The organism is Streptomyces sp. NPDC003038 (assembly GCF_040611115.1).
Lineage (GTDB): Bacteria > Actinomycetota > Actinomycetes > Streptomycetales > Streptomycetaceae > Streptomyces.
The window spans coordinates 1-22,479 of the sequence record NZ_JBEXNN010000052.1; the positions used below are offsets into that span (position 1 = coordinate 1).

General features: G+C 73.7%; 21 protein-coding genes and 1 pseudogene. 7 read left to right on the forward strand and 15 right to left on the reverse strand.

Going from position 1 to position 22,479, the window contains the following annotated elements:
• Nucleotides 1-246: hypothetical protein (locus ABZX75_RS32255; protein ID WP_355417110.1), on the reverse strand; the 246-nt coding region annotated here is incomplete at its 3' end.
• Between the two features lie 24 nt (nucleotides 247-270).
• Nucleotides 271-456 (reverse strand): annotated as a pseudogene (locus ABZX75_RS32260) (dimethylaniline monooxygenase); the annotation flags it as partial.
• 270 nt (nucleotides 457-726) lie between these two features.
• Here ABZX75_RS32260 and ABZX75_RS32265 point away from each other — a divergent pair.
• A complete protein-coding gene (locus ABZX75_RS32265; protein WP_355417113.1) occupies nucleotides 727-2,136 on the forward strand; it encodes a glycosyl hydrolase in 1,410 nt (469 codons plus the stop codon).
• On the opposite strand, the gene ABZX75_RS32270 is transcribed toward ABZX75_RS32265, so the two are convergent.
• The 8 genes from ABZX75_RS32270 to ABZX75_RS32305 all read right to left on the reverse strand — a co-directional run bounded on the left by ABZX75_RS32270 (nucleotide 2,133) and on the right by ABZX75_RS32305 (nucleotide 12,660).
• Nucleotides 2,133-3,296 (reverse strand): GNAT family N-acetyltransferase, encoded by a 1,164-nt coding sequence (locus ABZX75_RS32270; RefSeq protein ID WP_355417116.1) that lies wholly within the window; start codon nucleotides 3,294-3,296, stop codon nucleotides 2,133-2,135. The genes ABZX75_RS32265 and ABZX75_RS32270 overlap by 4 nt on opposite strands.
• Nucleotides 3,293-3,997, reverse strand: coding sequence for a lipopolysaccharide biosynthesis protein (locus tag ABZX75_RS32275; RefSeq protein ID WP_355417119.1), 705 nt, complete (start codon nucleotides 3,995-3,997; stop codon nucleotides 3,293-3,295). The genes ABZX75_RS32270 and ABZX75_RS32275 overlap by 4 nt, the downstream gene beginning before the upstream one ends.
• Before the next feature lie 71 nt (nucleotides 3,998-4,068).
• The gene (locus tag ABZX75_RS32280) at nucleotides 4,069-5,331 is read right to left on the reverse strand and encodes a glycosyltransferase (RefSeq protein ID WP_355417122.1); all 1,263 of its coding nucleotides are present in this window, start codon (nucleotides 5,329-5,331) and stop codon (nucleotides 4,069-4,071) included.
• The gene (locus tag ABZX75_RS32285; protein WP_355417125.1) at nucleotides 5,328-6,104 is read right to left on the reverse strand and encodes a polysaccharide deacetylase family protein; all 777 of its coding nucleotides are present in this window, start codon (nucleotides 6,102-6,104) and stop codon (nucleotides 5,328-5,330) included. Before ABZX75_RS32285 ends, ABZX75_RS32280 begins: the two co-directional genes overlap by 4 nt.
• The gene (locus tag ABZX75_RS32290) at nucleotides 6,094-7,779 is read right to left on the reverse strand and encodes a lipid II flippase MurJ (RefSeq protein WP_355417167.1); all 1,686 of its coding nucleotides are present in this window, start codon (nucleotides 7,777-7,779) and stop codon (nucleotides 6,094-6,096) included. The genes ABZX75_RS32285 and ABZX75_RS32290 overlap by 11 nt, the downstream gene beginning before the upstream one ends.
• A 599-nt stretch (nucleotides 7,780-8,378) precedes the next feature.
• Entirely contained in the window at nucleotides 8,379-9,965 is a 1,587-nt protein-coding gene (locus ABZX75_RS32295) for an O-antigen ligase family protein (RefSeq protein WP_355417128.1), read from the reverse strand.
• A complete protein-coding gene (locus ABZX75_RS32300) occupies nucleotides 9,965-11,500 on the reverse strand; it encodes an exopolysaccharide biosynthesis polyprenyl glycosylphosphotransferase (protein ID WP_355417170.1) in 1,536 nt (511 codons plus the stop codon). Before ABZX75_RS32300 ends, ABZX75_RS32295 begins: the two co-directional genes overlap by 1 nt.
• 2 nt (nucleotides 11,501-11,502) lie before the next feature.
• Nucleotides 11,503-12,660: a glycosyltransferase gene (locus ABZX75_RS32305; RefSeq protein WP_355417131.1), complete on the reverse strand. Its 1,158-nt coding sequence runs from the start codon at nucleotides 12,658-12,660 to the stop codon at nucleotides 11,503-11,505.
• 648 nt (nucleotides 12,661-13,308) lie between these two features.
• Between ABZX75_RS32305 and ABZX75_RS32310 the strand changes: the two genes are divergently transcribed.
• From ABZX75_RS32310 to ABZX75_RS32325, 4 genes are all read left to right on the forward strand, one after another.
• Nucleotides 13,309-13,719 (forward strand): rodlin, encoded by a 411-nt coding sequence (locus ABZX75_RS32310; RefSeq protein ID WP_355417134.1) that lies wholly within the window; start codon nucleotides 13,309-13,311, stop codon nucleotides 13,717-13,719.
• 244 nt (nucleotides 13,720-13,963) lie between these two features.
• On the forward strand, nucleotides 13,964-14,197 hold the full coding sequence (locus ABZX75_RS32315; protein ID WP_355417137.1) for a chaplin: 234 nt from the start codon (nucleotides 13,964-13,966) through the stop codon (nucleotides 14,195-14,197).
• Between the two features lie 121 nt (nucleotides 14,198-14,318).
• Nucleotides 14,319-15,449, forward strand: a complete 1,131-nt coding sequence (locus ABZX75_RS32320; RefSeq protein ID WP_355417140.1) for a chaplin — start codon at nucleotides 14,319-14,321, stop codon at nucleotides 15,447-15,449.
• Nucleotides 15,450-15,609: 160 nt separating this feature from the next.
• Entirely contained in the window at nucleotides 15,610-15,954 is a 345-nt protein-coding gene (locus ABZX75_RS32325) for a hypothetical protein (protein ID WP_355417143.1), read from the forward strand.
• Between the two features lie 86 nt (nucleotides 15,955-16,040).
• On the opposite strand, the gene ABZX75_RS32330 is transcribed toward ABZX75_RS32325, so the two are convergent.
• Nucleotides 16,041-16,280: a chaplin gene (locus ABZX75_RS32330; RefSeq protein ID WP_355417146.1), complete on the reverse strand. Its 240-nt coding sequence runs from the start codon at nucleotides 16,278-16,280 to the stop codon at nucleotides 16,041-16,043.
• 142 nt (nucleotides 16,281-16,422) lie between these two features.
• Nucleotides 16,423-16,896: a hypothetical protein gene (locus ABZX75_RS32335; protein ID WP_355417149.1), complete on the reverse strand. Its 474-nt coding sequence runs from the start codon at nucleotides 16,894-16,896 to the stop codon at nucleotides 16,423-16,425.
• Between the two features lie 272 nt (nucleotides 16,897-17,168).
• On the opposite strand from ABZX75_RS32335, the gene ABZX75_RS32340 reads away from it, so the two are divergent.
• Nucleotides 17,169-17,579, forward strand: a complete 411-nt coding sequence (locus ABZX75_RS32340) for a rodlin (RefSeq protein WP_355417152.1) — start codon at nucleotides 17,169-17,171, stop codon at nucleotides 17,577-17,579.
• Between the two features lie 105 nt (nucleotides 17,580-17,684).
• On the opposite strand, the gene ABZX75_RS32345 is transcribed toward ABZX75_RS32340, so the two are convergent.
• Nucleotides 17,685-18,326, reverse strand: coding sequence for a vitamin K epoxide reductase family protein (locus ABZX75_RS32345; protein WP_355417155.1), 642 nt, complete (start codon nucleotides 18,324-18,326; stop codon nucleotides 17,685-17,687).
• 192 nt (nucleotides 18,327-18,518) lie between these two features.
• Between ABZX75_RS32345 and ABZX75_RS32350 the strand changes: the two genes are divergently transcribed.
• Nucleotides 18,519-19,292 (forward strand): DUF6227 family protein, encoded by a 774-nt coding sequence (locus ABZX75_RS32350; RefSeq protein ID WP_355417158.1) that lies wholly within the window; start codon nucleotides 18,519-18,521, stop codon nucleotides 19,290-19,292.
• A 29-nt stretch (nucleotides 19,293-19,321) separates the two neighbouring features.
• Here the strand turns inward: ABZX75_RS32350 and ABZX75_RS32355 are convergent, their stop codons facing one another.
• Nucleotides 19,322-21,439, reverse strand: coding sequence for a fructose-specific PTS transporter subunit EIIC (locus tag ABZX75_RS32355; RefSeq protein WP_355417161.1), 2,118 nt, complete (start codon nucleotides 21,437-21,439; stop codon nucleotides 19,322-19,324).
• Between the two features lie 20 nt (nucleotides 21,440-21,459).
• On the reverse strand, nucleotides 21,460-22,410 hold the full coding sequence (gene pfkB / locus ABZX75_RS32360) for a 1-phosphofructokinase (protein WP_355417164.1): 951 nt from the start codon (nucleotides 22,408-22,410) through the stop codon (nucleotides 21,460-21,462).
• Nucleotides 22,411-22,479 lie beyond the last annotated feature (69 nt).

Sequence of the window (22,479 nt, forward strand, 5' to 3'; positions counted from 1 at the left end):
CCCCGGAAGGGTGCGTCCGGCCTCCCGCCAGCGCTTGACGAGGGAGAGGTAGATCGTCGCGTGGTCGGTGGTGGACCCGGTCGCGTGGGCGGCCCCGTACGGAGCCGCTCCCGCGTACGGGGCCTGGTACGGGGCCCCGTACGGGCGGCCCTGGTCGTACCCGGCGGTCCTGGCCGCCGGGGGCTGTTCCGCACGGCTGGCCGGAATGCGCACCCAGCCACGGCCCTGTGCTCGCTCCGCGCTCATCGCGGACCCCTCTCACCGCGGATCTCACCGCGGATACGTCTTCGGATGCCCGGCCACAGCCCGGTCCCGCCCACGTCGTGCCGAGCCCGGCAGCGGGCCCCGGGCACCGAGGCGCTTGCGGACTCCTGCCACCAGTCTCCCCGCCTGGAAGCCCGCGCCGTGCACGAATCGCATGGAAGGGCCGAATGAGGGAGCCGTCAACCGTCCCGCGCGCGACGGCCCGGGCGTGGTCAGCGCGCCACCAGCCCGTCGGGCTGACGGGGCATCCGGAAACGGCCCGTCAGTATCGGTGCGACCCCGGACCCGGCGATCGCGCTCCGATCGTCCATGGGAAGCGGCGTCTTTCACCTGGTCGGGCCAAGCGGGGACGGTGCGCAGCTGCGAATGGCCTACGCAGCCGTCACCGGACAGGCCGTTCGTCAGATGTGATGCCTAACGTCATGGGAAAGCACACCGGTTCGGGAAAGCCCGGGAGACGCCATGCCCAGACCACGTCGCCGACTGGCGCGCACCTGCATCGGGACGGTCACGGCCGGACTGCTCGCCACCGGAGCCGCCATCGCGGTGCCCGAGGAGGACGAGGCCCCGGCCTCCGACATCGCCATGGGCGCCTACCTCCACTACGGGCCGCCCGGAGTGGCCCGTATCCCGCATCTGTCGCGCTGGCTGGGCGGCCGGGAGATCCGGGTCGGTCACACCTACCTGCCCGGTGACCAGTGGGCCGGCATCGAGGGCAATGTCGGCTTCCTGAGGGACTGGGCCCGGTGGCGCAGGGCGAAGCCCGACCGGATGTTCGTCCTCAACGTGCCCATGCAGGAGCGCAACGAGGAACGGCTGCCCGACCACGAGGTCGCCCAGCTGATCCGGGCGGGCGCGGAGGGCCAGTACGACCGGCACTTCGCCAGGCTGGCCGAACGGCTGGTGTCGCTGGGCGTTCCGGACACCGTGATCGTGCTCGGCTGGGAGATGAACGGCACCACCTACACGCATCGCTGCGGGCCGGACCCGGAGGGCTGGAAGGTCTACTGGAAGCGCGTCGTCAACACGATGCGCGCGGTGCCCGGACAGAAGTTCAAGTTCGATTTCGCCCCCAACCGGGGGACGGACGCGATCGGCTGGACCACCTGCTACCCGGGCGACGACGTGGTCGACGTCGTCGGCATGGATTCGTACGACCAGGCTCCCGGCCGCACCTTCGACGACCAGATCACCCAGCCGTACGGGCTCCAGCAGCACGTGGACTTCGCGAAAGCACACGGCAAGGAGATCTCGTACCCGGAGTGGGGGCTCTTCCGGCACGGGGACAACCCGGAGTACGTACGGCGCATGCTGAAGTGGATCGAGCAGCACAAGCCGCTCTACCACACCATCACCGACTACTGTCCGCACGGTGTCTGGCAGTGCAAGCAGAACCCGCGGTCCGCGAAGGTGTTCCGCGACGCGCTGATGCCCGAGAGGCCCGGCCCGGTGGTCCCGACGCCGGTCGTGCCCACGCCGGTCGTGCCCACGCCGGTGGTCCCGACCCCCTTGGTCCCGACGCCCCTGGTGCCCACGCCGGCGGTCCCGACGCCGACGATGCCGAGCCCCGACGTGCCGACGCCGCAGATCCCGACACCCGAGCCCGCACCGGAGCCCACACCGGAGGTCCCGGCTGCGACGCCCTCGCCCGTGGCGCCGAGCCCGGTGGCGCCGAGCCCAGTGGCGCCGAGCCCGGTGGTGCCGAAGCCGGAGCCGCAGCCGCCGAAACCCCAGCCGACCCCGCCGCCGGCCAACAGCACGCGGTGGTGCCTGCCGCTCAACTTCGGCGAGTGGCTCTCCAAGCTGGTCGGCACGCAGGCGGTCTGCGTCCAGCTCGACTGGGGCAAGGGCTCCGGCCTCTGGCCGTTCTAGTGCTGTGACCGGAAAGGTTCACGGACCCGCAGTTCGTTGAGCCGCGCCCGCCAGTCCCTGGCGGCCGGCAGCGCCTCCCGCAGCGCGTCCACGGCCCGCTCGCGTCCCGTCACCTGCGACTCGTGCAGGCGCAGCAGGGGGGCGAGCGCGGTCGTGGCCAGCAGGAAGCGCTGATTGACGACCGTCTCGGGCCGCCAGTGGTTCTTGTACGGCTCGTCGCCGCGCAGGAAGCTCACCACCGGGCGGCCCTCGGCGAGCGCCCGCCCGGCCTCGTGGCGCAGCATCAGCGTCGCCACGTCCACCTTGCGGGTCCGCAGCTCCGGGTCGGCCCCGTAGAGGTAGCCGCCGCTCAGCGCGGCCGAGAGCAGCGTGACGTTGGCCGCCACCACCTTCCCGTCGAGGCGGAACTCCGTCAGCCGTCCCTCACCGGCCCGCACCATCCGCCGGGTGGCCCGGGTCAGGTGCTCGGCGAACCGGGGCCTCAGGTGCTCGGGGGTCACCCCGCGCCCGCGCCACTGCTTCTCGTGCAGTCGCAGCAGGGTCCGTACGGCGCGCGGTACTTCCTGCTCGGTGACCTCGCGCTCCTTGATCCCGGCCGCTTCGGCCCTGCGGAGCTTGGCCCGTACCCGCTGGCCGCCGGAGGAGGGCATCCGCTTGACCAACTCGTCGAAGGGCAGCGCGGGCAGTTCCATGCAGGTGGAGTCGGTGAGCCTGCTGCGGACGCCGGGCCACTGCCCGTACAGCCCCTCGGCGGCGGCCCCGGGGCGTACCTCGCGCAGGTCGACGACCGCGCCCCGGGCGGCCCGGTGCAGGCCGCGGGCCAGCGCCGGGACGACCTCGTCGGCGTACTCCGCGGCGACGAGCACGTCGAAGTAGTCGGTGATGGCGCCGCCGAGCGGTACCAGCAGGGGCAGCGGCCGGTGTACGAGCATCAGCGCGGCGGCGCCGACCAGCGCCTCGCCGCGCCGCACGAGGACGATCCGCAGCCGGCCGTCCTTCCCGTACGACAGCCACCAGGAGTGCAGCCAGGCGTGGCTCTGGAAGGGGGTGGCGGTGGCGCAGGAGCGGACGAGCCGGTTCCATGGCCCTTCCAGCGCGGCGAACTGGCGGGAATCGCGGCACAGCGTCACCGACAGCGCGACGGGCGAGCCGGAACTCATCGCGCGGACTCCTTCTCCTCGGTCTCGGCGTGCTCACCCTGGGCCGGGAGCGAGGGGTACTCCTCCACGACCGGCTCACCGGGCTCCTCGGAGCGCCGCGCCCGTCCTGCGGGCCGGGCCAGCAGCCACAGCCCGCCGAGCAGGCCGCCCGCGCACATCCCGACGGCTCCGCCGAGGGGGGCGGACGGCGACGCGGGATCGGTGGGCGCGACGGCCTGGTTGAACAGCAGCAGCTGGACACCGGTGTTCTTGGCCGCCCGGTTGCCGCTCAGGGCCAGGGCGTCCGCGACGGCGTTGGCGATGTCGGCGGCCCCGCCGGGGCTCTTCGAGGTGCCGGTGATGGCGATCATCGGCGACTCGGGGGAGGTTTCGGCCCGCACCTGGGTCCGCAGCTGCCGGACGCCGAGGCCCGCGCGGGGCTGGGCGAGGGCGAGGGTGGAGCCGCTCGTGGCGATGCGGGTGTAGGCCTGGGCGAAGCCGCGGGCGGTGGCCGGGTCGGTGGTGTCGTCCGGCACGGCGACGAGGTAACTGGTGGCGGCGTACTCCGGGGCCTTGAGGACTCCGTACGCCCCGCCCGCGGCCAGCCCCAGCAGGGCGCAGGCAGGCAACGGCCACCACGCGGGCGCCGGCCCGAGCCGCAGCCGAGGCGTCTTCTTCCCGGGGCGGTGCTCGGGATTCTTCTGGTCGTCGGTATCGGCCATGAGCGTGCTCGCTTCCTGGGTGGAGGAGTTCCTTCGGGTCCCGGCCGGAACCTCGTCCGGGTGGGGACAGATCAGCCGGGGCCGGGGCCGGGGCCGGGGCCGGGGCCGGGGCCGGGGCCGGGGCCGGGGCCGGACCGCTCGGCCGCGGGGCCGGTCCGGTCGGCGACCGGGACGGCCGCGGCCGGCGGCTTCTGCGCCCGCTCCGGCACGGCCGCCGGCGCGGCCAGCGCGAGGGCGTACACGTCGAGGAGCTGCTGGGCGCTGCGGGCGATGTCGTAGCGGCGGACGACCGGAGGTGCGGGCAGGCGGCGGACGCCCGCCTCCATGTGGCCGCGCAAGGCCGCGACGAGTTCCTCCGTACCCGTGCCGATGCGGCGGGCGCCCGGAGCCTGGTCGGGAGGCAGGTCGTCGATCGCCGGGCAGGTGACGTGCAGGACGGGCAGCCCGGCGGCGAGCGCCTCGACGACGGCGAGCCCGAAGGCCTCCTCCCGCGAGGGGGAGACGAAGACGTCCATGGCGGCGAGCAGGGCCGGGATCCCCGGCGTGCGGCCGTCGGCGCTGTCGCCCAGCGGGTCCCGCTCCCCCAGGAGGTGGATCCGGTTCTGCGCGCCGAGCTCGGCGGCCAGCAACCGCAGGGCGGCCCGCTCCGGCCCGTCCCCGGCGAGCAGCAGGTGTGCCCCCGGCAGCGCGGCGACGGCGCGCACGAGGACGTCGAACCGCTTGCCGGGTACCAGCCGTCCGACCCCGCCGACCACGAACGCCCGCTCGGGCAGTCCGGTCCGGGCCCGCGTGGCCCGCCGTACGCCCTCGTCGAAGCAGAAGCGGACGGCCTCGATCCCGTTCGGTACGACGTGCACGCGCGCGGCCGGCACCCCCCACTCCACCAGCCGGGCGGCCACGGTGTCCGACACGGCCACGGTCGCGGCGCCGAGCCGTTCACTGGCCAGGTAGAGCGCCCGTACTCCGCCCGACAGCGGCCGGCCCTCGATCTCGCCCTCGCCGAGGGAGTGTTCGGTGGCCACGGCCGGCCCGGCGCCCGCGAGCCGGGCCGCGAGGCGTCCGTAGACGCAGGCCCGGTACAGGTGCGTGTGCACGAGGTCGTACCGGCCGCGGCGGATGAACTTCACCAGCCGCGGCAGCGCGCCCAGGTCGCGGTTGCCCCGCATCCCCAGGTGCACGACCCGGACGCCGTCGGCCCGCAGCCCCTCGGCCACGGGCCCCGGGTTGGTCAGCGTCAGGACGTCGCACCGCATCGGCATGTGCCGCAGCAGGAGGCGCAGTTGCTGCTCGGCGCCGCCGACGCCGAGCCCGGTGATGATGTGCAGGGCCTTCACAGGTGCACCGCCCGTCGCAGCGCGCGCACCTGGTGGCGCAGCTGCTTGATCCGCAGCCGGATCCGGCCGTCCGACTGGCTGATGTGCGTGCGCGCCAGCGCGTACCGGCCGGCCAGGCGCCCGGGTTCGATGGCGCAGGCGTAGCCGTACCCGGCCGCCCGCGTGGCGTCGACGACGCGCGCGTCGAGGTACCCGTACGGGTAGCAGAACCCCTCGGGCAGGCTGCCGGTCAGCTCGCGCAGCAGATCCCGGCTGCCCCGCAGCTCCTGCTGGAGGACGTCGGCGGCGGCCGCGGTGAGGTCCTGGTGGAGCAGCCCGTGCGAGCCGATCTCCTGTCCGGCGCCGGCGATCTCGCGGATGCCCTCGGCGGTGAGCAGGGACTTGCGCGGTCCCAGCGGGTCCCACACGTTGTCCACGCCGAGCCGCCCGGGCAGGACGAAGACGGTGCAGGTGAAGTCGAGCCGGCGCAGCAGCGGCAGCGCCCGGGTCAGGAAGTCGGTGTAGCCGTCGTCGAAGGTCAGTCCGACGAGTCCGGCTCCGCGCCCGGCCGCGCGGGCGCGGAGCAGTTCGCCGACGGACACCCCGCGCAGGCCCCGGGAGCGCAGCCACAGCAGCTGCCCCTCCAGCACGCGGGGGGTGACGGTGATCCCGTACGGGTCCTCTGCGGGGTCGGTGAACTCGGCGACCGAGTGGTACATCAGGACCCACGGCGAAGCGGTCCGGCGGGCGGGGCGCACCATGGCGGCGGACGCCGCGTCGGTGTCAGCGGGCATTGCGGAACCTCTGGGTGAGCTGGGAGATCTGGGCGGGCAGGGCGGTGACTTCAAGGGCCCGTATCGCCATGCCGGTGGCCCCGAACATGGCCGGGACCAGCAGGCAGCCGAGGGCGGCGCTCAGCATCGGGTCGGGAATCATCGGCCCGGCGATCCAGCCGGTGGCGCAGGCGGCGACGGCGGCGACGGCGAGCCGGCTGATGCTGACGACGACCCGGCGGACCTGGATCGCGACGATCCGGGAGCCGAGGCCGGTGAGCAGCAGGACGGCGGTGGTGGAGATACCGGCGGCGTTGGCGGCGGCGATGCCGTAGATGCCCCACCAGCCGACGGCCAGGGCTCCGGCCACGATGTTGACGAGCAGTCCGGCGCCCATCGCGAGCGCCGGGAACCAGGTGGGCCGGGCGGTCGAGAAGAAGGGCCGGCTGAGCGCCCCGACGAGGCAGTGGCCGAGGAGTCCGAGTCCGTAGATCCGCATGACGGAGGCGGTGACGAGGGTGTCCCGGTGGGTGAAGGCGCCGCGCTCGAAGAGGACCTCGATGATCTGGGGCGCGTACCCGATGACGAGCGCGCTGCCCATCAGGACGGCGAGGGAGGCGAGGGCGAGGTCGCGCTCGACCCGCCGCCGGGCCTTGTCCCGCTCGCCGCCGGCCATGGCCTGGGCGACGACGGGGAAGGTGACGGTGCAGATCATCAGGGAGAGCACCATCGGCATCTGCGCGACCTTCTGCGCGTAGTTGAGGTGCGAGATCGCCCCGGAGGGCAGGGACGCGGCGAGGAACCTCTCCACGAGTACCTGGGACTGGCGGAAGACGGCGAAGAAGATGACGGGTGCGATGAGCCCGAAGGCGATGAGGGTGGGCCGGTCCCGGTCGCGCTGGCTGCGCGGGGCGGCCTTGGCGCGGTGCGGTCCGAAGCCCACGTTCCGGATGAAGGCGGGCAGTTGGACGAGCACCATGAGCAGCCCGCCGACGGCGACCCCGGCGGCGGCCGCCCGCACTCCCCACAGGGCGTGCAGGGCCACCATCGTGCCGATGATCCCGACGTTGTACGAGACGTAGATCGCGGCCGGGGGCACGAAGGAGCGGTGCGCGCGCAGGGCGGCGCTGAAGTACCCGGCGATCCCGAAGGAGACCACGGTCAGCGAGGTCAGCCGGGTGCACTGGACGGCCAGTTCGGGGTCGGGCAGGCCGGGCGCGAGCACGGCGACGACGAGCGGCGCGGCCACGATGAGTACGGAGGCCACCGCGGCCAGCAACACGGCGAGCCGTGGCAGGGTCGCCCCGACGAGCAGCCGTACGGGATCCTGCGCGCGGGCCTCCCTGCGGGTGAGCCCGGCCCGGCGGGCCGCCCGCCGGGCCAGGGCATGGCTGAAGGCGGGCACCATCAGCAGTGCCATGGCGTCCTCGATCAGCAGCGTCGAGGCCATCTCGGGCACGGTCCAGGCGATCAGGAAGGCGTCGCTGTCGTGCCCGGCGCCGAAGAGGTGCGCGATGGTCTGGTCCCGGACCAGCCCGAACACCGCCCCGGCGGCGGTCAGTGCGGCGGTGACGGCGGCGGCCTTCGCCAGGAACCGGCCGAGCGGTGCGCTGCCGCCCGCGGAAGCGGGTGCCGCGATGCCCGGGCGGCGGTCGCCCGGACGCGTACCCGAGCGGCCGGTGCCGGGCGCCCGCACCGAGGGTCCGGCGGCCGCAGGCCCCTCGGCGCGGGCCGCCACCCGCACGCCCCGCCGCCCCGGCGGGCCGCCGTGCCGCCCGGCCGTGGCGAAGCCGGTGTCCGGCACGGCGGTGTCCGGCCCGTCGGCCGGGCGGGCCGTCGCCGCCGGGTCCCGGCCCGGCACGGCGCCCGCCACGAAACCGGGGTCCGGCGGCGCCGGGACGGCGGCGGAACGGGTCGTCGGCCCCTCGGGCCGGCGCACCGCCGCCCGCAGCCGCCCCGGAGAGTCGCCGCGGTACCCGGCGGAGCCGAAAACGGCATCCGGTACGGCGGTGTTCCGTCCCGGCCGGGACCCGGCGACGCGTCCGGGGGCCGTCGGATCCGGGGGCCGGCCGGAGGGCTCGCCGGGCAGGACCACCCCCGGATCCGCCGGCCCTGCGGCACGGGAGCCGTCGGCCGCCGCCTCCGAGACGACCGGCGCCGGACGAACCCCGCCGCGGCCCCCGGCCACGGACGCCGGGTCCGGGTCCGGGGCGGCCGGGTCCGCCGGGCCTTCGGGGCGCGCGGGGCCCGCCCCTGCCGCAGGGCCGGAGGCGGGCCGCCGGGGCGTGGTGTCCGTCACGCGCGGGCCGCCTCAGGGCCGGTACCCGGCGTGACCCCACCGGAGCCTGCGTCCTCGGCGGCCCGGCCGCGCCCACCCCGGCCGGAGGCGGCCCCGGTAGCGCCCCGAACCGCCGCGCCCCCGACGGCGAGCGGGACGCACACGGCAACGTCGGCGGGGCCACCCGCGCCGGAGGAGGCCCGCACCGAGAGGCCGGCGGTGCCGACCCGAACCGCCGCGCCCCCGACGGCGAGCGGGACGCGCACGGCAACGTCGGCCGGGTCACCCGCGGCCCCTGGGGAGGGCAGCGCCCACCAGGCGGCCAGGCCGATGATCACCCCGGTCAGGACGGTGGACGGCCCGCCGATGTCCGCGTAGAGGAAGTCGGTCAGCTGCCACCCGAGCAGTCCGGTCGCGATCAGCCCGCAGTCCCGGGTCCCGCCGCCGCGGGCGACCCGGCGGAGCCCCGCGACCAGCAGCGCCGCCCAGCCGCCCGCGAGTGCGGTCAGCCCGATCAGGCCCTGCTCGCTGAGGATCAGCAGGTACATGTTGTGCGGGGAGAGCAGCGGCTGGCGGATGTACCCCTGCCCGGCGCCGGCGGTGTCGCTACCGGAGGACAGTCCCAGCGAGGAGTGCCCGTCGCGGTGTGCGGGGAAGCCCTTCAGCCCCACCCCGGCGGCGGGCCGTTCGCGCCACATCGACTCGGCGGCGGCCCACATCGTGTAGCGGTCGGTCACCGACTGGTCGGGCGCGCTGGAGACCTGGGTGATGGAGGTCAGCCGCTCCGCGACCATGGCGGAGCCGACCCCGAGCCCGCCCACCAGGACGACCCCGGTCGCGGCAAGCACGAGCAGCACCTTCAGGGCGCGCCGGATGCCCGCGAGCGCCATCACCAGCACCGCGGCGCCGAGGGTGGCGATCCACGCGCCCCTGCTGAAGGACAGCACCAGCGGCAGCACCAGCGCGAGCGCGGCGCCCCCGGCGATGCGCCGGACCTTCTGCGGTGCGCCCGGGGCCAGCGCGGCGGCCGTCGCGACGATCAGCCCGTAGGACACGACGGTGGCCATGCCCATGACGTCACCGGGGCCGAAGGTGCCCACGGCGCGGATGTCCTCGCCCTGGTACGAGGCCCCGGTGCCGGTCGCGAACTGCGCGACGCCCACCGCGCCCTGCACCAGCGCCAGGACCACGAAGCATCCGGCGGCCAGCCGGAACTCCCGGGCGTCCCGCACCAGCAGCACCACGGCCGCCGGGACGAGCACGAACACCTGGAGGTAGCGCACGAAGCCGGGCAGGGCGGCGTACGGATCCCCCGCGGTCGCGGTGGCAACGGCGAGCCCCACGGCGGGCAGCCCGAGCACGAGCACGCCCAGCGGGGTCAGCGCCCGCACCCGGCCGCGCAGCGCCCGCACCGCGCAGACGAGGACGAGGAGCAGCGAGGCGGCGTCGGCGGGGCCGACCTTCCCGGAGGTGGTCGCGTCACCGGCCGGCAGCGGGGCGAGGAGGAACAGCACCGTCCCGGCGAGCGGCAGCAGCGGCCAGTGCCGGCGCAGCAGGTCCGGCACATCGGACCGTACGCCGGCCAGGGACACCGCACGGCTCATCAACTGCCCCCCAGCCGGAAGCGGAAGAAGGAGGCCGCGGTGCGGGCGAGGATCCACAGGTCCTGCCACAGCGACCAGGTGTCGATGTAGTGGTTGTCGAAGCGGGCCCGGTCCTCGATGGAGGTGTCCCCGCGCAGGCCGTTGATCTGGGCGAGGCCGGTGATGCCGACGGGCATCCGGTGACGGGCCTCGTAGCCGGGGTGGACGGTGCTGAACTTGGCGACGAAGAAGGGCCGTTCGGGGCGCGGTCCGACCAGGCTCATGTCACCCCGGACGACGTTCCACAGCTGCGGCAGCTCGTCCAGCGAGGACTTGCGGAGGAAGGAGCCGACGGGGCTCATCCCGCGGTCGCCCGCGACCGTCCACCGGGTGGCGGACTCGTGCTCGTCGGCGCGCAGGGTACGGAACTTCAGCAGCGTGAAGGGGCGCCCGTACAGCCCGACCCGCTCCTGCCGGAAGATCACCCCCGGCCCGTCGCAGACCCGTACGGCCAGCGCGCAGGCGGCCATCACGGGCGCGGCGGCGATCAACGCCACCAGGGCGAGCACGGCGTCGATGACCCGCTTGGCCCAGCGCGCCAGCGGCCGCGCCGGGCGTGGCAGCAGCGGCTGTACGGCGTACCCCCACAGCTGGTCGGCGGGGTGGGTCACCCGCATCCCGGTGACCTTGGCGGTGCCGGCCGGGTCGGCGAGCCAGAGCCGGCAGCCGTGGTCGTGGAAGAGGCGGACCAGGGAGGCGGTGCGCTCGTCGGCCTCCGGCGGGCGGGTGAACACCGCGTGCCGGACCGAGTTTTGGATGACCGCGCGCCGGATGTCCTCGTGGGTGGCGAGGACCGGCAGGGCGCCGGACCGGGTCGTCGGGGCCTCGCCGCCGCCGACGACCGCGGTGTCGGCGAGCCCGACGGGGCGCAGCCCGTACTCGGGGCGCCCGTGCAGGGCGGAGGCCACCGCGCCCGCCCCGTTCCCGGGCCCGACCACCAGGGCGGAGGCCGGCCTGCGGACGGCTGCGCGACGGTGGAGCTGGTTGACGAACCCGCGTCCCGCGCACGCCAGTACGGCCTGCAGGCAGACGGCGCTGAACAGCACGCTCCAGCCCAGGACGTGGCTCGGGCCGACGGCGGCCAGGACGGCGGCGGCCCCGCACCACACGACGGCGGACCGCCCGGCCAGAGCGGGTAGTTCGCGCAGTGCGGAGGGCGCGAGCCGCGGCCGGTACAGTCCGGCCTGCGCGTGCAGCGCGGCGAGCAGGACGGCAGCCGGCACCGCCGCCTCGGGCCCCAGCGCCGGTCCGGAAAGGACCGCCGTGGTGAGTACGACGGCCAGCGCGTCGGCGGTCAGCAGCGGCAGCACCCCGTCCCGGCGGCGGACCCGCTGGGGCCGTACGGCGCTCCGCGCCTGCTCGGCGCGGGGCCGGCGCGGCGGGTGGATGGCGGTCGCGGAACGGCGGGCTTCCGCGGGTGACGCGGGCGCGAAGGCGCTGCCGCCGACGGGCCCCGTACCGCCCTGCCCTGTGTGCCGGGCGGCTGCGCTGTCCATCGTCATCGGGTGATGCGCTCCTGGGTCAAGGGCCGGGGCCGGCCCAGCAGTTCGTGGTACAGGCCGGTGACCGCGTCCGTGGTCCGCCGCACGTCGAAGTCGGTCCGGGCGTGCTGCCTGGCCTGCTCGCCGAGTTCGGCGAGCAGTCGCGGTTGGGCGAGCAGCCGCCCCAGGGCCTTGGCCAGCGCCGTCGGGTCCTCCGGCGGCACCAGGCACAGCCGGCCTTGGCCGCGCGGCAGGCTTTCCCGGGCCCCGTTGACGTCGGAGACCAGGACCGGGCGGCCACAGGCCATGGCTTCGAGCGGCGCGAGCGCCATGCCTTCCCACCGCGACGGAAGTACAACGAGATCGGCGGCTCGAAGCCACGGTCGGATGTCACGGGCGGCGCCCGCGAAGAGCACTCCGGGCGGGGCCGCGCGCCGCAGCCGTTCGGCGTCGGGGCCGTCGCCGACGAGGGCGAGGCGGGCTCCGGGTACGGTGCCCAGCAGTTCCGGCCAGGCCCGCAGCAGGACGTCCTGCCCCTTCTGCCGGCAGAGCCGGCCGACGCAGACGGCGAGCGGGCCGTCGCCCCGGAAGGCGGCGGGCAGCGGAAGTTCGGCGCGCGCCCGGGCCCTGTCGTGGTCGCGGTCGGGTCCGCCGGGGCGGAAGTATCCCAGGTCCACGCCGTTGCGGATCACCGACCAGGGGGCGGTGATGCCCTCGGATTCACCCGCGCGGCGTTCGGCCTCGCTGACGCAGAGCACCCGGTCGGCCCAGCGGGCCCCGTACCTCTCCCAGCGCAGGGCGAGCGCGGCGGTGGCTCCGCCGACGGCGTCGAAGGACCAGGCGTGCGGCTGGAAGACGGTGGGCACGGTTCCGCGCACGGCGAGTCGCCCTGCCAGCCCGGCCTTGGCGCTGTGGGCGTGCAGGAGGTCGGGCCGGACCCGGCGCATCAGCCGCGCGGCGCCGATCACCTCGGCGGGCAGCCCCGGGCCCGGAGCCCGCCCGGCACGCCAGGTGAGCACCTCGGCTCCGGCTGCCCGGGCGGCGTCGGCGAGCGGTCCGCCGCGCGGACAGCCGACGACGGTGCGGAGACCGGCGGCCGACTGTGCGCGGACGAGGTCGACGACGACCCGGGCGACACCGCCTTCGACGGGCTGGACGAGATGGAGGACGGTCATGGGCCGGGCGGCTGAGGACGGTGCGGTCAAAGGTGGTGTCGGCACGCGGAGTGGTCTCCTACGTTCAGCGGCGCGCGTCTGTGCGAACGAAGAGCACACCGAGGAAATGGCCCTGGTTTCGCCCGTGGACCTGGACTGCAGGCCGCGGGGCCTTCTGGACAGCGCGGGAGTCAGATCCGGCCGCGTCACATCCGAGGTCATTCATATGTTCGGGTTATCGCATGAATGAGCGGTGTTCGAATGTCGAGAACTCAGAATTCGCACCATCATTACCCCCCGCGATCGCCCCCCGATAACGCTGTGCGTACGCCATCCGGGGAGGAATCCATGACCCTGTCTCATTTTCGATCAAGGGAAACAAAACAGGAGTGAACTTTGTCAGAAATCAGGCCGGAAATCACGTCGGACTCGCCTGTACGGCCTTTTGGGCGATAGCGCGCATCTTCATGGCGGGCGAGTCGTTAATCCAGCACCGCCGTTCGAGCCGCCCGTGACGAACCCGGCTCGACCACTCCCGCGTGAACACCTGAACGTCAACCGTGCGAGCCGAAACGGCGGCATCCGGGTGAAGCCACGCAACCCGGACCAGGGCCGGGCCGTTGATCCGAGTGATCCGGTACCGGGCAATACCGCAAAAAAGGGACGACAATGATCAAGAAGATGATGGCCACGGCAGCGGTCGCGGCCTCGGCCGTGGGCATGGGTGCCGCCATGGCGCCGCAGGCGATGGCCATCGGAAACGACAATGGCGTCAACACCGTGAACGGCAACGGCGCCTCGCAGATCTACGGCAACCAGGCCACCTACGGCCACATGAGCCCGCAGATGGCGCTGATCCAGGGCTCCTTCAACAAGCCCTGCATCGCCCTGCCCGCCAAGGCCAACGTGCAGTCCATCCTCGCCCTGGTCAACGTCGGCATCCAGGACATCAACGTCCTGTCCAGCCCGCAGACCCAGCAGTGCACCGAGAACTCCACCCAGGCCAAGGGCGACGAGGCCCTCTCGCACATCCTGGACAACATCCCGATCCTCTCGGGCAACGCCTCCTCCGGCAGCTGACCGAAGCCGCGCCAGCGAGGCCGCCGCACCTTCGGGTCGCGGCGGCCTCGCCGCGTACGGCTCCTCGACCTGCCGGCCGGTCGGCCCTCACGCATACCGACCTGAATCCACCTGGCGCCCGAATTCCGTCCGGGCATCGGGGTGAATTATCGAAAAGCCACCGGAAACATGCGGTTTCTTTCCCCGGAGCCGCTCGTTATCAATTCTGCAGTGGATACGCCTCTGCGGGAAGGATCGAAATCAAATGAAGTACAAGAAGGCAGTGGTGCTGGCCGCCGGCGCTCTGATGGCCGCCGGTGCCGCCTCCCCCGCCATGGCCGACGCTACGGCCGAGGCCGCGGCCGTGGGTTCCCCGGGCGTCCTGTCCGGCAACCTCCTCCAGGTTCCGGTGCACGTCCCGATCAACGTCTGCGGCAACACCGTCAACGTGATCGCGCTGCTGAACCCGACGTTCGGCAACGTCTGCATCAACGACTGACGAAGCGACTGCGCCCGCGAGGGCGAACCTCCTCGGGGTGGCCTCGGAGTGCACGGCGGTGCACTCCGAGGCCGCCTTCGATTCAGCACCGGCCGCAGCGCCGGTAGACAGGGAAGGACCCATGCGACAGGTACTGGGCAAGGGGATGCTCACGGCGGCGGCCGCCTCGAGCCTCCTGTCGATCGCGACCGGTGCGGCCTACGCGCACCCCGGAGCGACGGCCGAGGCCTCGCATTCACCCGGTGTGCTGTCCGGCAACAGCATCTCGGTACCGATCACCTTCGCCCCGAACGTGTGCGGCAACAGCGTGGACGGCGGTGCGGCGCTCAACCCCTCGATGGGGAACACCTGCGTCACCACCACCGGCTCGGACGGCCACCACGATTACGAGCGCCACCTCAGCCCCGAGCACGCCGAGGCGCTCGAGCGCTATCTCGGCGAGCGCGGGCCGCGGCACGCGATGCCGGAGCGACCCCAGGAAGAACCCCGCCACGAGACCGCGCAGCACAGGTCGCCGAAGCACGCCGCACCCCGGCACGCGGCGCCGCAGCACGCGGCACCCGAGCAGGAGGCGCCGCCTCACCGGGGCGGACACGACCACCCGGGCGAGGAGGAGTGCGACGACCACCCCGAATCCACCCCGCCCCCTCCCCGGCACCACGCGCCGCCCGCGGCGGAGCACCCGGGGCCCGAGCCGCTTCCGGCGCCCGAGCCCGAGCCGGCACCGCTTCCGGCGCCCGAGCCCGAGCCTGCGCCGGCACCCCCGGTCGAGGAGGCACCGCGGCCGCTCCCCGCCCCTGTGCCCGCCCCGGCACCGGTCGAGGAGGCGCCGCGGCCCCTCCCCGCCCCGGAGCCGGCCCCGGCACCGGTCGAGGAAGCGCCGCGCCCTCTCCCGGCCCCCGCACCGCAGGTACCGGCTCCCGCGCCGGTCGCGGAGGAGGAGCCCGCGCCCCGGCCGCCGCACGGGAGTCAGCCCGTAGAGCGGCCGGCTCCGGAGGCCGTACGTCCGGCGGACCAGCCGCCGGCCGCCCCCGCCGGCGACACCCCCGTACCCCTGCCCCCGGCGGCCGCACCGGCTCCCGCACCCGCGTCGGCGCCACTGCCCGCCCCCGCGCAGGACCCCGCACCGGAGCGGGTGACCGCGCCGATGCTGGCCGAGACCGGCGCGGGTCAGCCCGCGGCCGCGGCGGCTCTCGCGTCGGCCCTGATCCTGGGCGGCGCCATTTTGTACCGGCGCTCCCGTATCGCCTGAGGGCAATAGCGTCATCAGAAGAAATACCGGCCGGAGAATCGCTTGTCGGATTCTCCGGCCGCTTCATTGTCCCCCTGCCGACCGCGTTTCCGCAGCGGCGGGCAGTCGTTACCCAGGGCGAAAGCGGCGCGACGGTCGCCGCTGGAAAAGGAATGCGATAATGAAGCTCACGAAGGTCGCCGCTGTCGTCGCCGGCTCCGTAGCCGCCCTCGGCGCCTCCGCTCCCGCCTTCGCCGCCGAGGCGCCGGTCCCGATGCCGCCCATGAGCCTGACCAGCGGGGTGACGGAGACCCTGAACGCCGCCGGCCCGATCTCGGAGGGGCTCCCGCAGACCGTCGGCAACGCCCTGGCCGAGCAGGGTGACACCGTCAACAAGGTCGTGGGTACGGCACAGCGCGTCAACAAGTTCCGCAACAACGTGCCCGGCGAGGTTCTCAGCCTGGCGAACGGCGCCACCCAGGCGAACCCGATGCTCGGTGGCGTAAAGCTCAACGGCGGGAACTGAGCCGTACGGGTCCCACGCACGCCGACATGACTGTGGGCGCCACCGGCGAGGCCGGTGGCGCCCACAGTCACATGTGGCGACTGAGGTCAGTCGTTGACGCAGACGTTGCCGAACGCGGGGTTCAGCGCGCCGATCACGTTCACGGAGTTGCCGCAGACGTTGACCGGGATGTGGACCGGGACCTGGCCCAGGTTGCCCGAGAGGACACCGGGGGAACCCACGGCCGCGGCCTCGGCCGTAGCGTCGGCGACGGCGGAGCCGGCGGCACCGGCCGCAGCGAGACCGGCGGTGGCCAGGACCAGGGCGGCCTTCTTGGCAGAGTTCATGGGAAGTGCACCTTCTGTTCGATGTTCTGCCCCTATGCCGGGGCTCACACCGAGCGAAACGGTCCACCCGCCCAGACGACACGGTTCCGCGCGCGATCAGACCTGATCAGCTCAACGGTCGTCAGCGCGTGCGACTTCCGTTCTAAGGGATGTCGGGCACCTTGGGGATCGCCGGCAGGGTCACCACCGGCGGTGTGACCGGGTTCGCGGGCAGCTCCGGCACCGTGACGACCGGCGGGACCACCGGGGTGGTGACGGGCAGCTTCGGGACCTCCACCACCGGCAGCTGGGGGACACCGGGGACGGCCGGCAGCTCCGGGAGCTTGGGCATCTGGATCGGGGGCAGCGTCACACCTGCGGGCAGCAGGCCCTGGATCGACTTGAGGAGACTCTCCAGGGTCTGGGTGAGGCTCGCGAAGAGATCCTCGATCGGACCGGCCGCCGCGCGCTGCTCGACCTTCTCGATCTGCTGCTGGACGGCCGCCATCCGTTCCGTGAGGGCGCCTGCGCTCCCGCCGTCCGCGGCGCCCGCAGGGGCTGCCGCGCCGGACAGTATGACGGCGGCGAGGACCGACGGGACAAAGAGGCGGGCGCGGGACGGCTTCGTGCGGTGCATGGATCTTCCTTCTGGGTGGTGGCACATAGAAACGGACCCGAGCGATCCGCTTCATTACCCACCGTGCGAACACCTCGCACGGACCGCAACCGGACCGCCTGCGACCGAGGGCTCCGTACGGGCTTCGCGCACGCGTCCGGAGGCGGCTCACCTGCACGGGGAAAACCTCACCCCCCGCAGGCCGTTTGAGTGAAGCAGCAGAACCAACCCCCTGTCCGGGCAGTTGATCAGGGCGCTCCACTAGCGGGCACTCGTGCGACAAAAGGATCAAGATGTTCAAGAAGTTCATGACCGCTGCCGCGGTCACCGCCGTTGCGGTCGGCGCGGGCGCTGCTGCCGCGGCTCCGGCCATGGCCATCGGCAACGACAACGGGATCAACACCGTCAACGGCAACGGCGCCTCGCAGGTCTACGGCAACCAGACGACCCACGGCGCCATGAGCCCCCAGCTCGGCCTCGTCCAGGGCACCCTGAACAAGCCCTGCGTCGGCCTGCCCTCGAAGGTCAACGTCCAGTCGCTCGTCGCCCTGGTCAACGTCGGCATCCAGGACATCAACGTCCTGTCCAACCCGCAGCACCAGCAGTGCACCGAGAACTCCACCCAGGCCAAGGGTGACGAGCCGCTCTCGCACATCCTCAGCAACATCCCGATCCTGTCGGGCAACGCCTCCGTCGGCAGCTGAATTCCGCTCCGTACGACCGTCCGGGCCCCTGACGCCCGTGAGGTGATGTGACCAGGGCCCCGGCAGCGTCCAGCTGCCGGGGCCCTCGCATGTGCTCCGCCGCCGTCAGCCGGTCCAGAAGTCCCACCACCGGGTGAGGATCAGCATGCCGATCACGCCGATGTGCAGGGCGGGCGGGGCCCAGCCGAACTCGGTGAAGAAATCGCGTACGGGGCCGGGCGCGGGGAGGGCGCCCGTACGGACGTTGTGCGCGGTGACCGCCCAGAACATCAGCAGGGTCGCCACCCAGGCCAGGCAGCACCACAGGCAGAGCGCGTTGATCTCGTAGAGCGACTGGACCATCAGCCAGGAGCAGAAGCCGACGCCGAAGACGGTGCCCGCGTTCAGGCCGAGCCAGAACCAGCCGCGGTAGCGGGCGCCGGCCAGCAGACCCGCGCCGACGCACACCACGACGGCGTACGCGACCAGCCCCAGCATGGGGTTGGGGAAGCCGAAGGCCGCCGCCTGGTCGCTCTTCATCACGCTGCCGCAGGAGACCACGGGGTTGAGGCTGCAGGCCGGCTTGAAGTCCGGGTCCTCCAGCAGGAGGAACTTGTCGAGGGTGATCACCCAGGAGGCCAGCACCCCGGCCACGCCGGTGAGCAGCAGCAGCCAGGCCGGCCCCCGGGGGGCGGCGCCCTGTTCGTCCTCGTGTCGAGTGCGGGGCTTCCCCTGCTGGCGGGGAACGCCCACTGTATTCGTTGCCATGCGGCCCATAGTCCCGCCCTCCACCACAGACCGGGCCTAACCATGCGCATCCGTAGGCAAGTTGACCTGAAGGGGTGGCGGGAACCGGAGAAGCTTCCCGGACGTTTTACCGAACCCCGGACGTGATGTCAGGGCCAGGGGCTACGTTGAGCTTCCGCGAAGTGACAAGCTGCGACGGCCTGGAGACCCACCTTGAGCGATCCGTACGAGACAACCGAGGCGCACCTCGACCGACTCCTGGGCCGCGCCCTCAACTCCTTCGACCTGCCCGACCGGTTGGTCGAGCGCCTCGGCACGGCGCTCGCTCACAGCTCTTCCCTGTACATCACCCACCACAGTCCGGCGACGGGCCTCTGGCGGGATACCCACCAGCACACCTTCCTGCTGGCCGACGGCGGTTCGGTGTCGCTGTGGGAGCTGGTGTACCGGCAGGAGGGCGACCGGACCGTCCGGCACGAGATCTTCGCGAGCAAGGCCGAGACCTGCCTGGCCGTCGCCCGGCTGTTCGGTGAGACGCCGGCCGAGGCGGTCATGGACCCGGCGCCGCTGCCGGGCGATGGGGAGCCGGAGCATGAGGGGGCGGCGTTGAGCGAGTTCTTCGCGGCCTCGGCGCCGGCGCGGCGGCACCGGGAGTACACGGTGGAGCAGTCCGCCGACCACGCCCGGCGGGTGCTGCGCCGCGCGGAGAACGCGGACCGGCCCGACGAGCGGGTGGCGGAGCTGCTGCGGTCGGCGTACGCGCACCGGATCACCCAGGCGTTCGGCGGCGGGCGGCACTGCCTGACGGACGGCCGGGACGTCGGCTTCAGTCTGTACGAGCACGGCTTCGTACTGCTGGACGGGACCGAGGTCAGCCTGTGGGAGGTCGAGCACACGGCGACGCCCGACGGGCGCCACATGTGCGAGGTGTACGAGAGCGAGGCAGCCGCGCGCGGAGCCATGGAGCTCCGCACGCGGGTGCGGTGACGTCGTTGCCGGAGCGGTCCGGCCCGGGGTCAGACCGCTGCGGCGACCTCGGGCTGCTCGACTGCCCCGGCTGACGCGGCCCGGGCCGGCTCCCCGGCCCGGCGCATCCCCTTGAGCAGGACGACCAGGCCGGCGGTGGTCGCCGTACCGGCGGCGATGGCGATCAGGTAGAGCAGCGGGTTGCCGATCAGCGGGATCACGAAGATGCCGCCGTGCGGTGCCCGCAAGGTGCACTCGAAGGCCATCGACAGCGCCCCGGTGACCGCACCACCGGCCATGGCCGCGGGGATCACCCGCACCGGGTCGGCCGCGGCGAACGGGATGGCGCCCTCGCTGATGAAGGAGGCGCCGAGGAACCACGCGGCCTTGCCGTTCTCCCGCTCGGCCTTGGAGAAGAGCCGGCCGCGCAGGGTGGTGGCCAGCGCCATCGCGAGCGGCGGCACCATACCGGCGGCCATCACGGCGGCCATCACCTTCAGGCTGCCTTCGTTGGGGGTGGCGAGACCGCCGATGGCGAAGGCGTACGCGACCTTGTTGAGGGGGCCGCCGAGGTCGAAGCACATCATCATGCCGAGGATCACGCCGAGGATGATCGCGTTGGCGCCGGAGAGGCCGGACAGCCAGTCGGTGAGGGCCTGCTGGAGCGAGGCGACGGGCTTGCCGACGACCAGGAACATCAGGAACGCGGTGACGGCCGAGCCGATGAGCGGCAGCACGACCACGGGCATGATCCCGCGCAGGGCGGACGGGATCTTCAGCCGCTGGACGGCGAGGACCGTGCCGCCCGCGATGAGGCCGGCGATCAGGCCGCCGAGGAAGCCGGCGTCGATGGTCAGGGCGACGGCGCCGCCGACGAAGCCCGGGACGAGGCCGGGCCGGTCGGCCATGCCGTAGGCGATGTAGCCGGCGAGGACCGGGACGAGGAAGCCGAAGGCGAGGCCGCCGGTCTGGAAGAGGAGCGCGGCCCAGCTGGCCGCCTCCGTCCAGACGAAGTGTTCCGCGACGGAGGGCGCGGTGTTGATCTCGTACCCGCCGATGGCGAAGGCGAGGGCGATGAGCAGACCGCCTGCGGCGACGAAGGGGACCATGTAGCTGACGCCGGACATGAGCCAGGTGCGGAGCTTGGCCCCATAGCCGTCGGTGTCCTGTCCGGACTGCTCGACGGGGGTGGGAGCGTGCGACTCCACCTCGCCGCGGGCGGCCTTGTCCCGGGCCTCGGACAGGAGTTCGGCGGGCCGGTTGATGCCCGCCTTGACGCCGACGTCGACGGTCGGCTTCCCGGCGAAGCGGGCCCGGTCGCGTACGGGGACGTCATGGGCGAAGACGACGGCGTCGGCCGTGGCGATGTCCTCTGCGGCCAGCCGGGTGAACCCTGCGGAGCCCTGCGTCTCGACGCTGAGCTCGATCCCGGCCCGGGCGGCAGCCTGTCGGAGCGCCTCGGCGGCCATGTAAGTGTGCGCGATCCCGGTGGGGCACGAAGTGACGGCGACGACCTTGAAGGGCCCGGCGGGCTCGCCCTCCCCAGAGGGGGTCCGGGGCGCGGCCCCTGACGCGGCGGAGCCGCCCATCGGTACTGCCGGAAGGGGCGGGATGGGGGACGAGCCCCGCTCAGCGGCTCCGGGGCCGGAGGCGGGATCGGATGCCGGGCCCGGCGCGGGGCCGGGCGCGGGGCCGGGCGCCGCAGCGGTTGCCGGACCCGAAGTGGCGGGGACGGGCGAGAGCAGGCCGGCGGCCTCCGCCGGGGTGGCCGCCGCCCGGAGGGCCGCCACGAAGTCCGGGCGCATCAGGCGGCGGGCCAGCGAGGACAGGATGGACAGGTGGGCGTCGTCCGCACCCGCCGGGGCCGCGATCAGGAAGATCAGGTCGGCCGGACCGTCCGGGGCGCCGAAGTCGATGCCGGCCGGGGCGCGGCCGAAGGCCAGCGTCGGGGCCGTGACATGGACGGAGCGGCAGTGCGGGATGCCTATGCCGCCCTCCAGCCCTGTCGGCATCTGGGCCTCCCGCGCCGCCACGTCCGCCAGGAAGCCGTCGAGGTCCGTGACCCGGCCCAGTGACAGCATCCGCTGCGCCAGCGCACGCGCCGCCGCTTCCTTCGAGTCGGCGGACAGGTCGAGGGCGACCAGTTCGGCAGTGATCATCTCGCTCATCGCGGGCTCCTTCGCGCGCTTCAGACCGCGGCGGGTTCGGACAGGGGACGGTCCAGGGGCATGTCCTGGACGACGTGGACCGCGTCGGGGCGCAGGTCGGCGGGCGTCGGCATGGCGCTGCCTGGCAGCTGGACCGCGGCCGCGCCGTGGGCCAGGGCCGAGGCCAGGGCCCGGGGGCCGGTGCCTCCGGCGATCAGGAATCCGGCCAGGGAGGCATCGCCCGCCCCGACGTCGCTGCGGACCGCTTCGACCGGCGCGGTGCCGTAGTAGGTGCCCTCGGCGGAGACCAGCAGCTGGCCGTCGCGGCCCAGGGAGGCCAGTACCGCGCCCGCGCCGAGCGACCGGAGCTCCTCCGCGGCTTTGACCACGTCGGCCAGGATGGACAGCGGGCGCCCTACGGCCGCGGCGAGTTCGGACGCGTTCGGCTTGATCACGTCCGGCCTGGCCGACAGCGCCGCCAGCAGGGCCGGGCCGGAGGTGTCCAGGGCGATCCGGGCACCGGCCGCGTGGGCGCGGGCCACCAGGTCGGCGTACCACTCGGGCCCGAGGCCGCGCGGGAGGCTGCCGCAGCAGGCGATCCAGGCGGCGGCGCCGGAGCAGGTACGGACCGTCTCCAGGAGGAGCGCGGATTCTTGCGGCGAGATCTCCGGCCCGGAGGCGTTGATCTTGGTCAGGGTTCCGTCGGGCTCGGCGAGCGAGATGTTCGAGCGGGTCTGTCCGGAGATCGAGACCGCGGTGACGTCCACGCCCTGTGCGCCCAGGAGTTCGGCGAGCAGTGCGCCCGGTGCGCCGCCCAGCGGGAGGACCGCCGTCGTACGGACACCCGCGGCGGCCACCGCGCGGGAGACGTTGACGCCCTTGCCCCCCGGGTCGACCCGGTCGCCGGTGGCGCGCAGCACCTCGCCGCGGTCCAGCGAGGGGACCTCGTAGGTCCGGTCGAGGGAAGGGTTGGGGGTGACGGTGAGGATCATACGAGCGCAACTTCCGTACCGGCGGCCTCGATCGCCGCCTTGTGAGCGGGGGCGAGCCCCGCGTCCGTG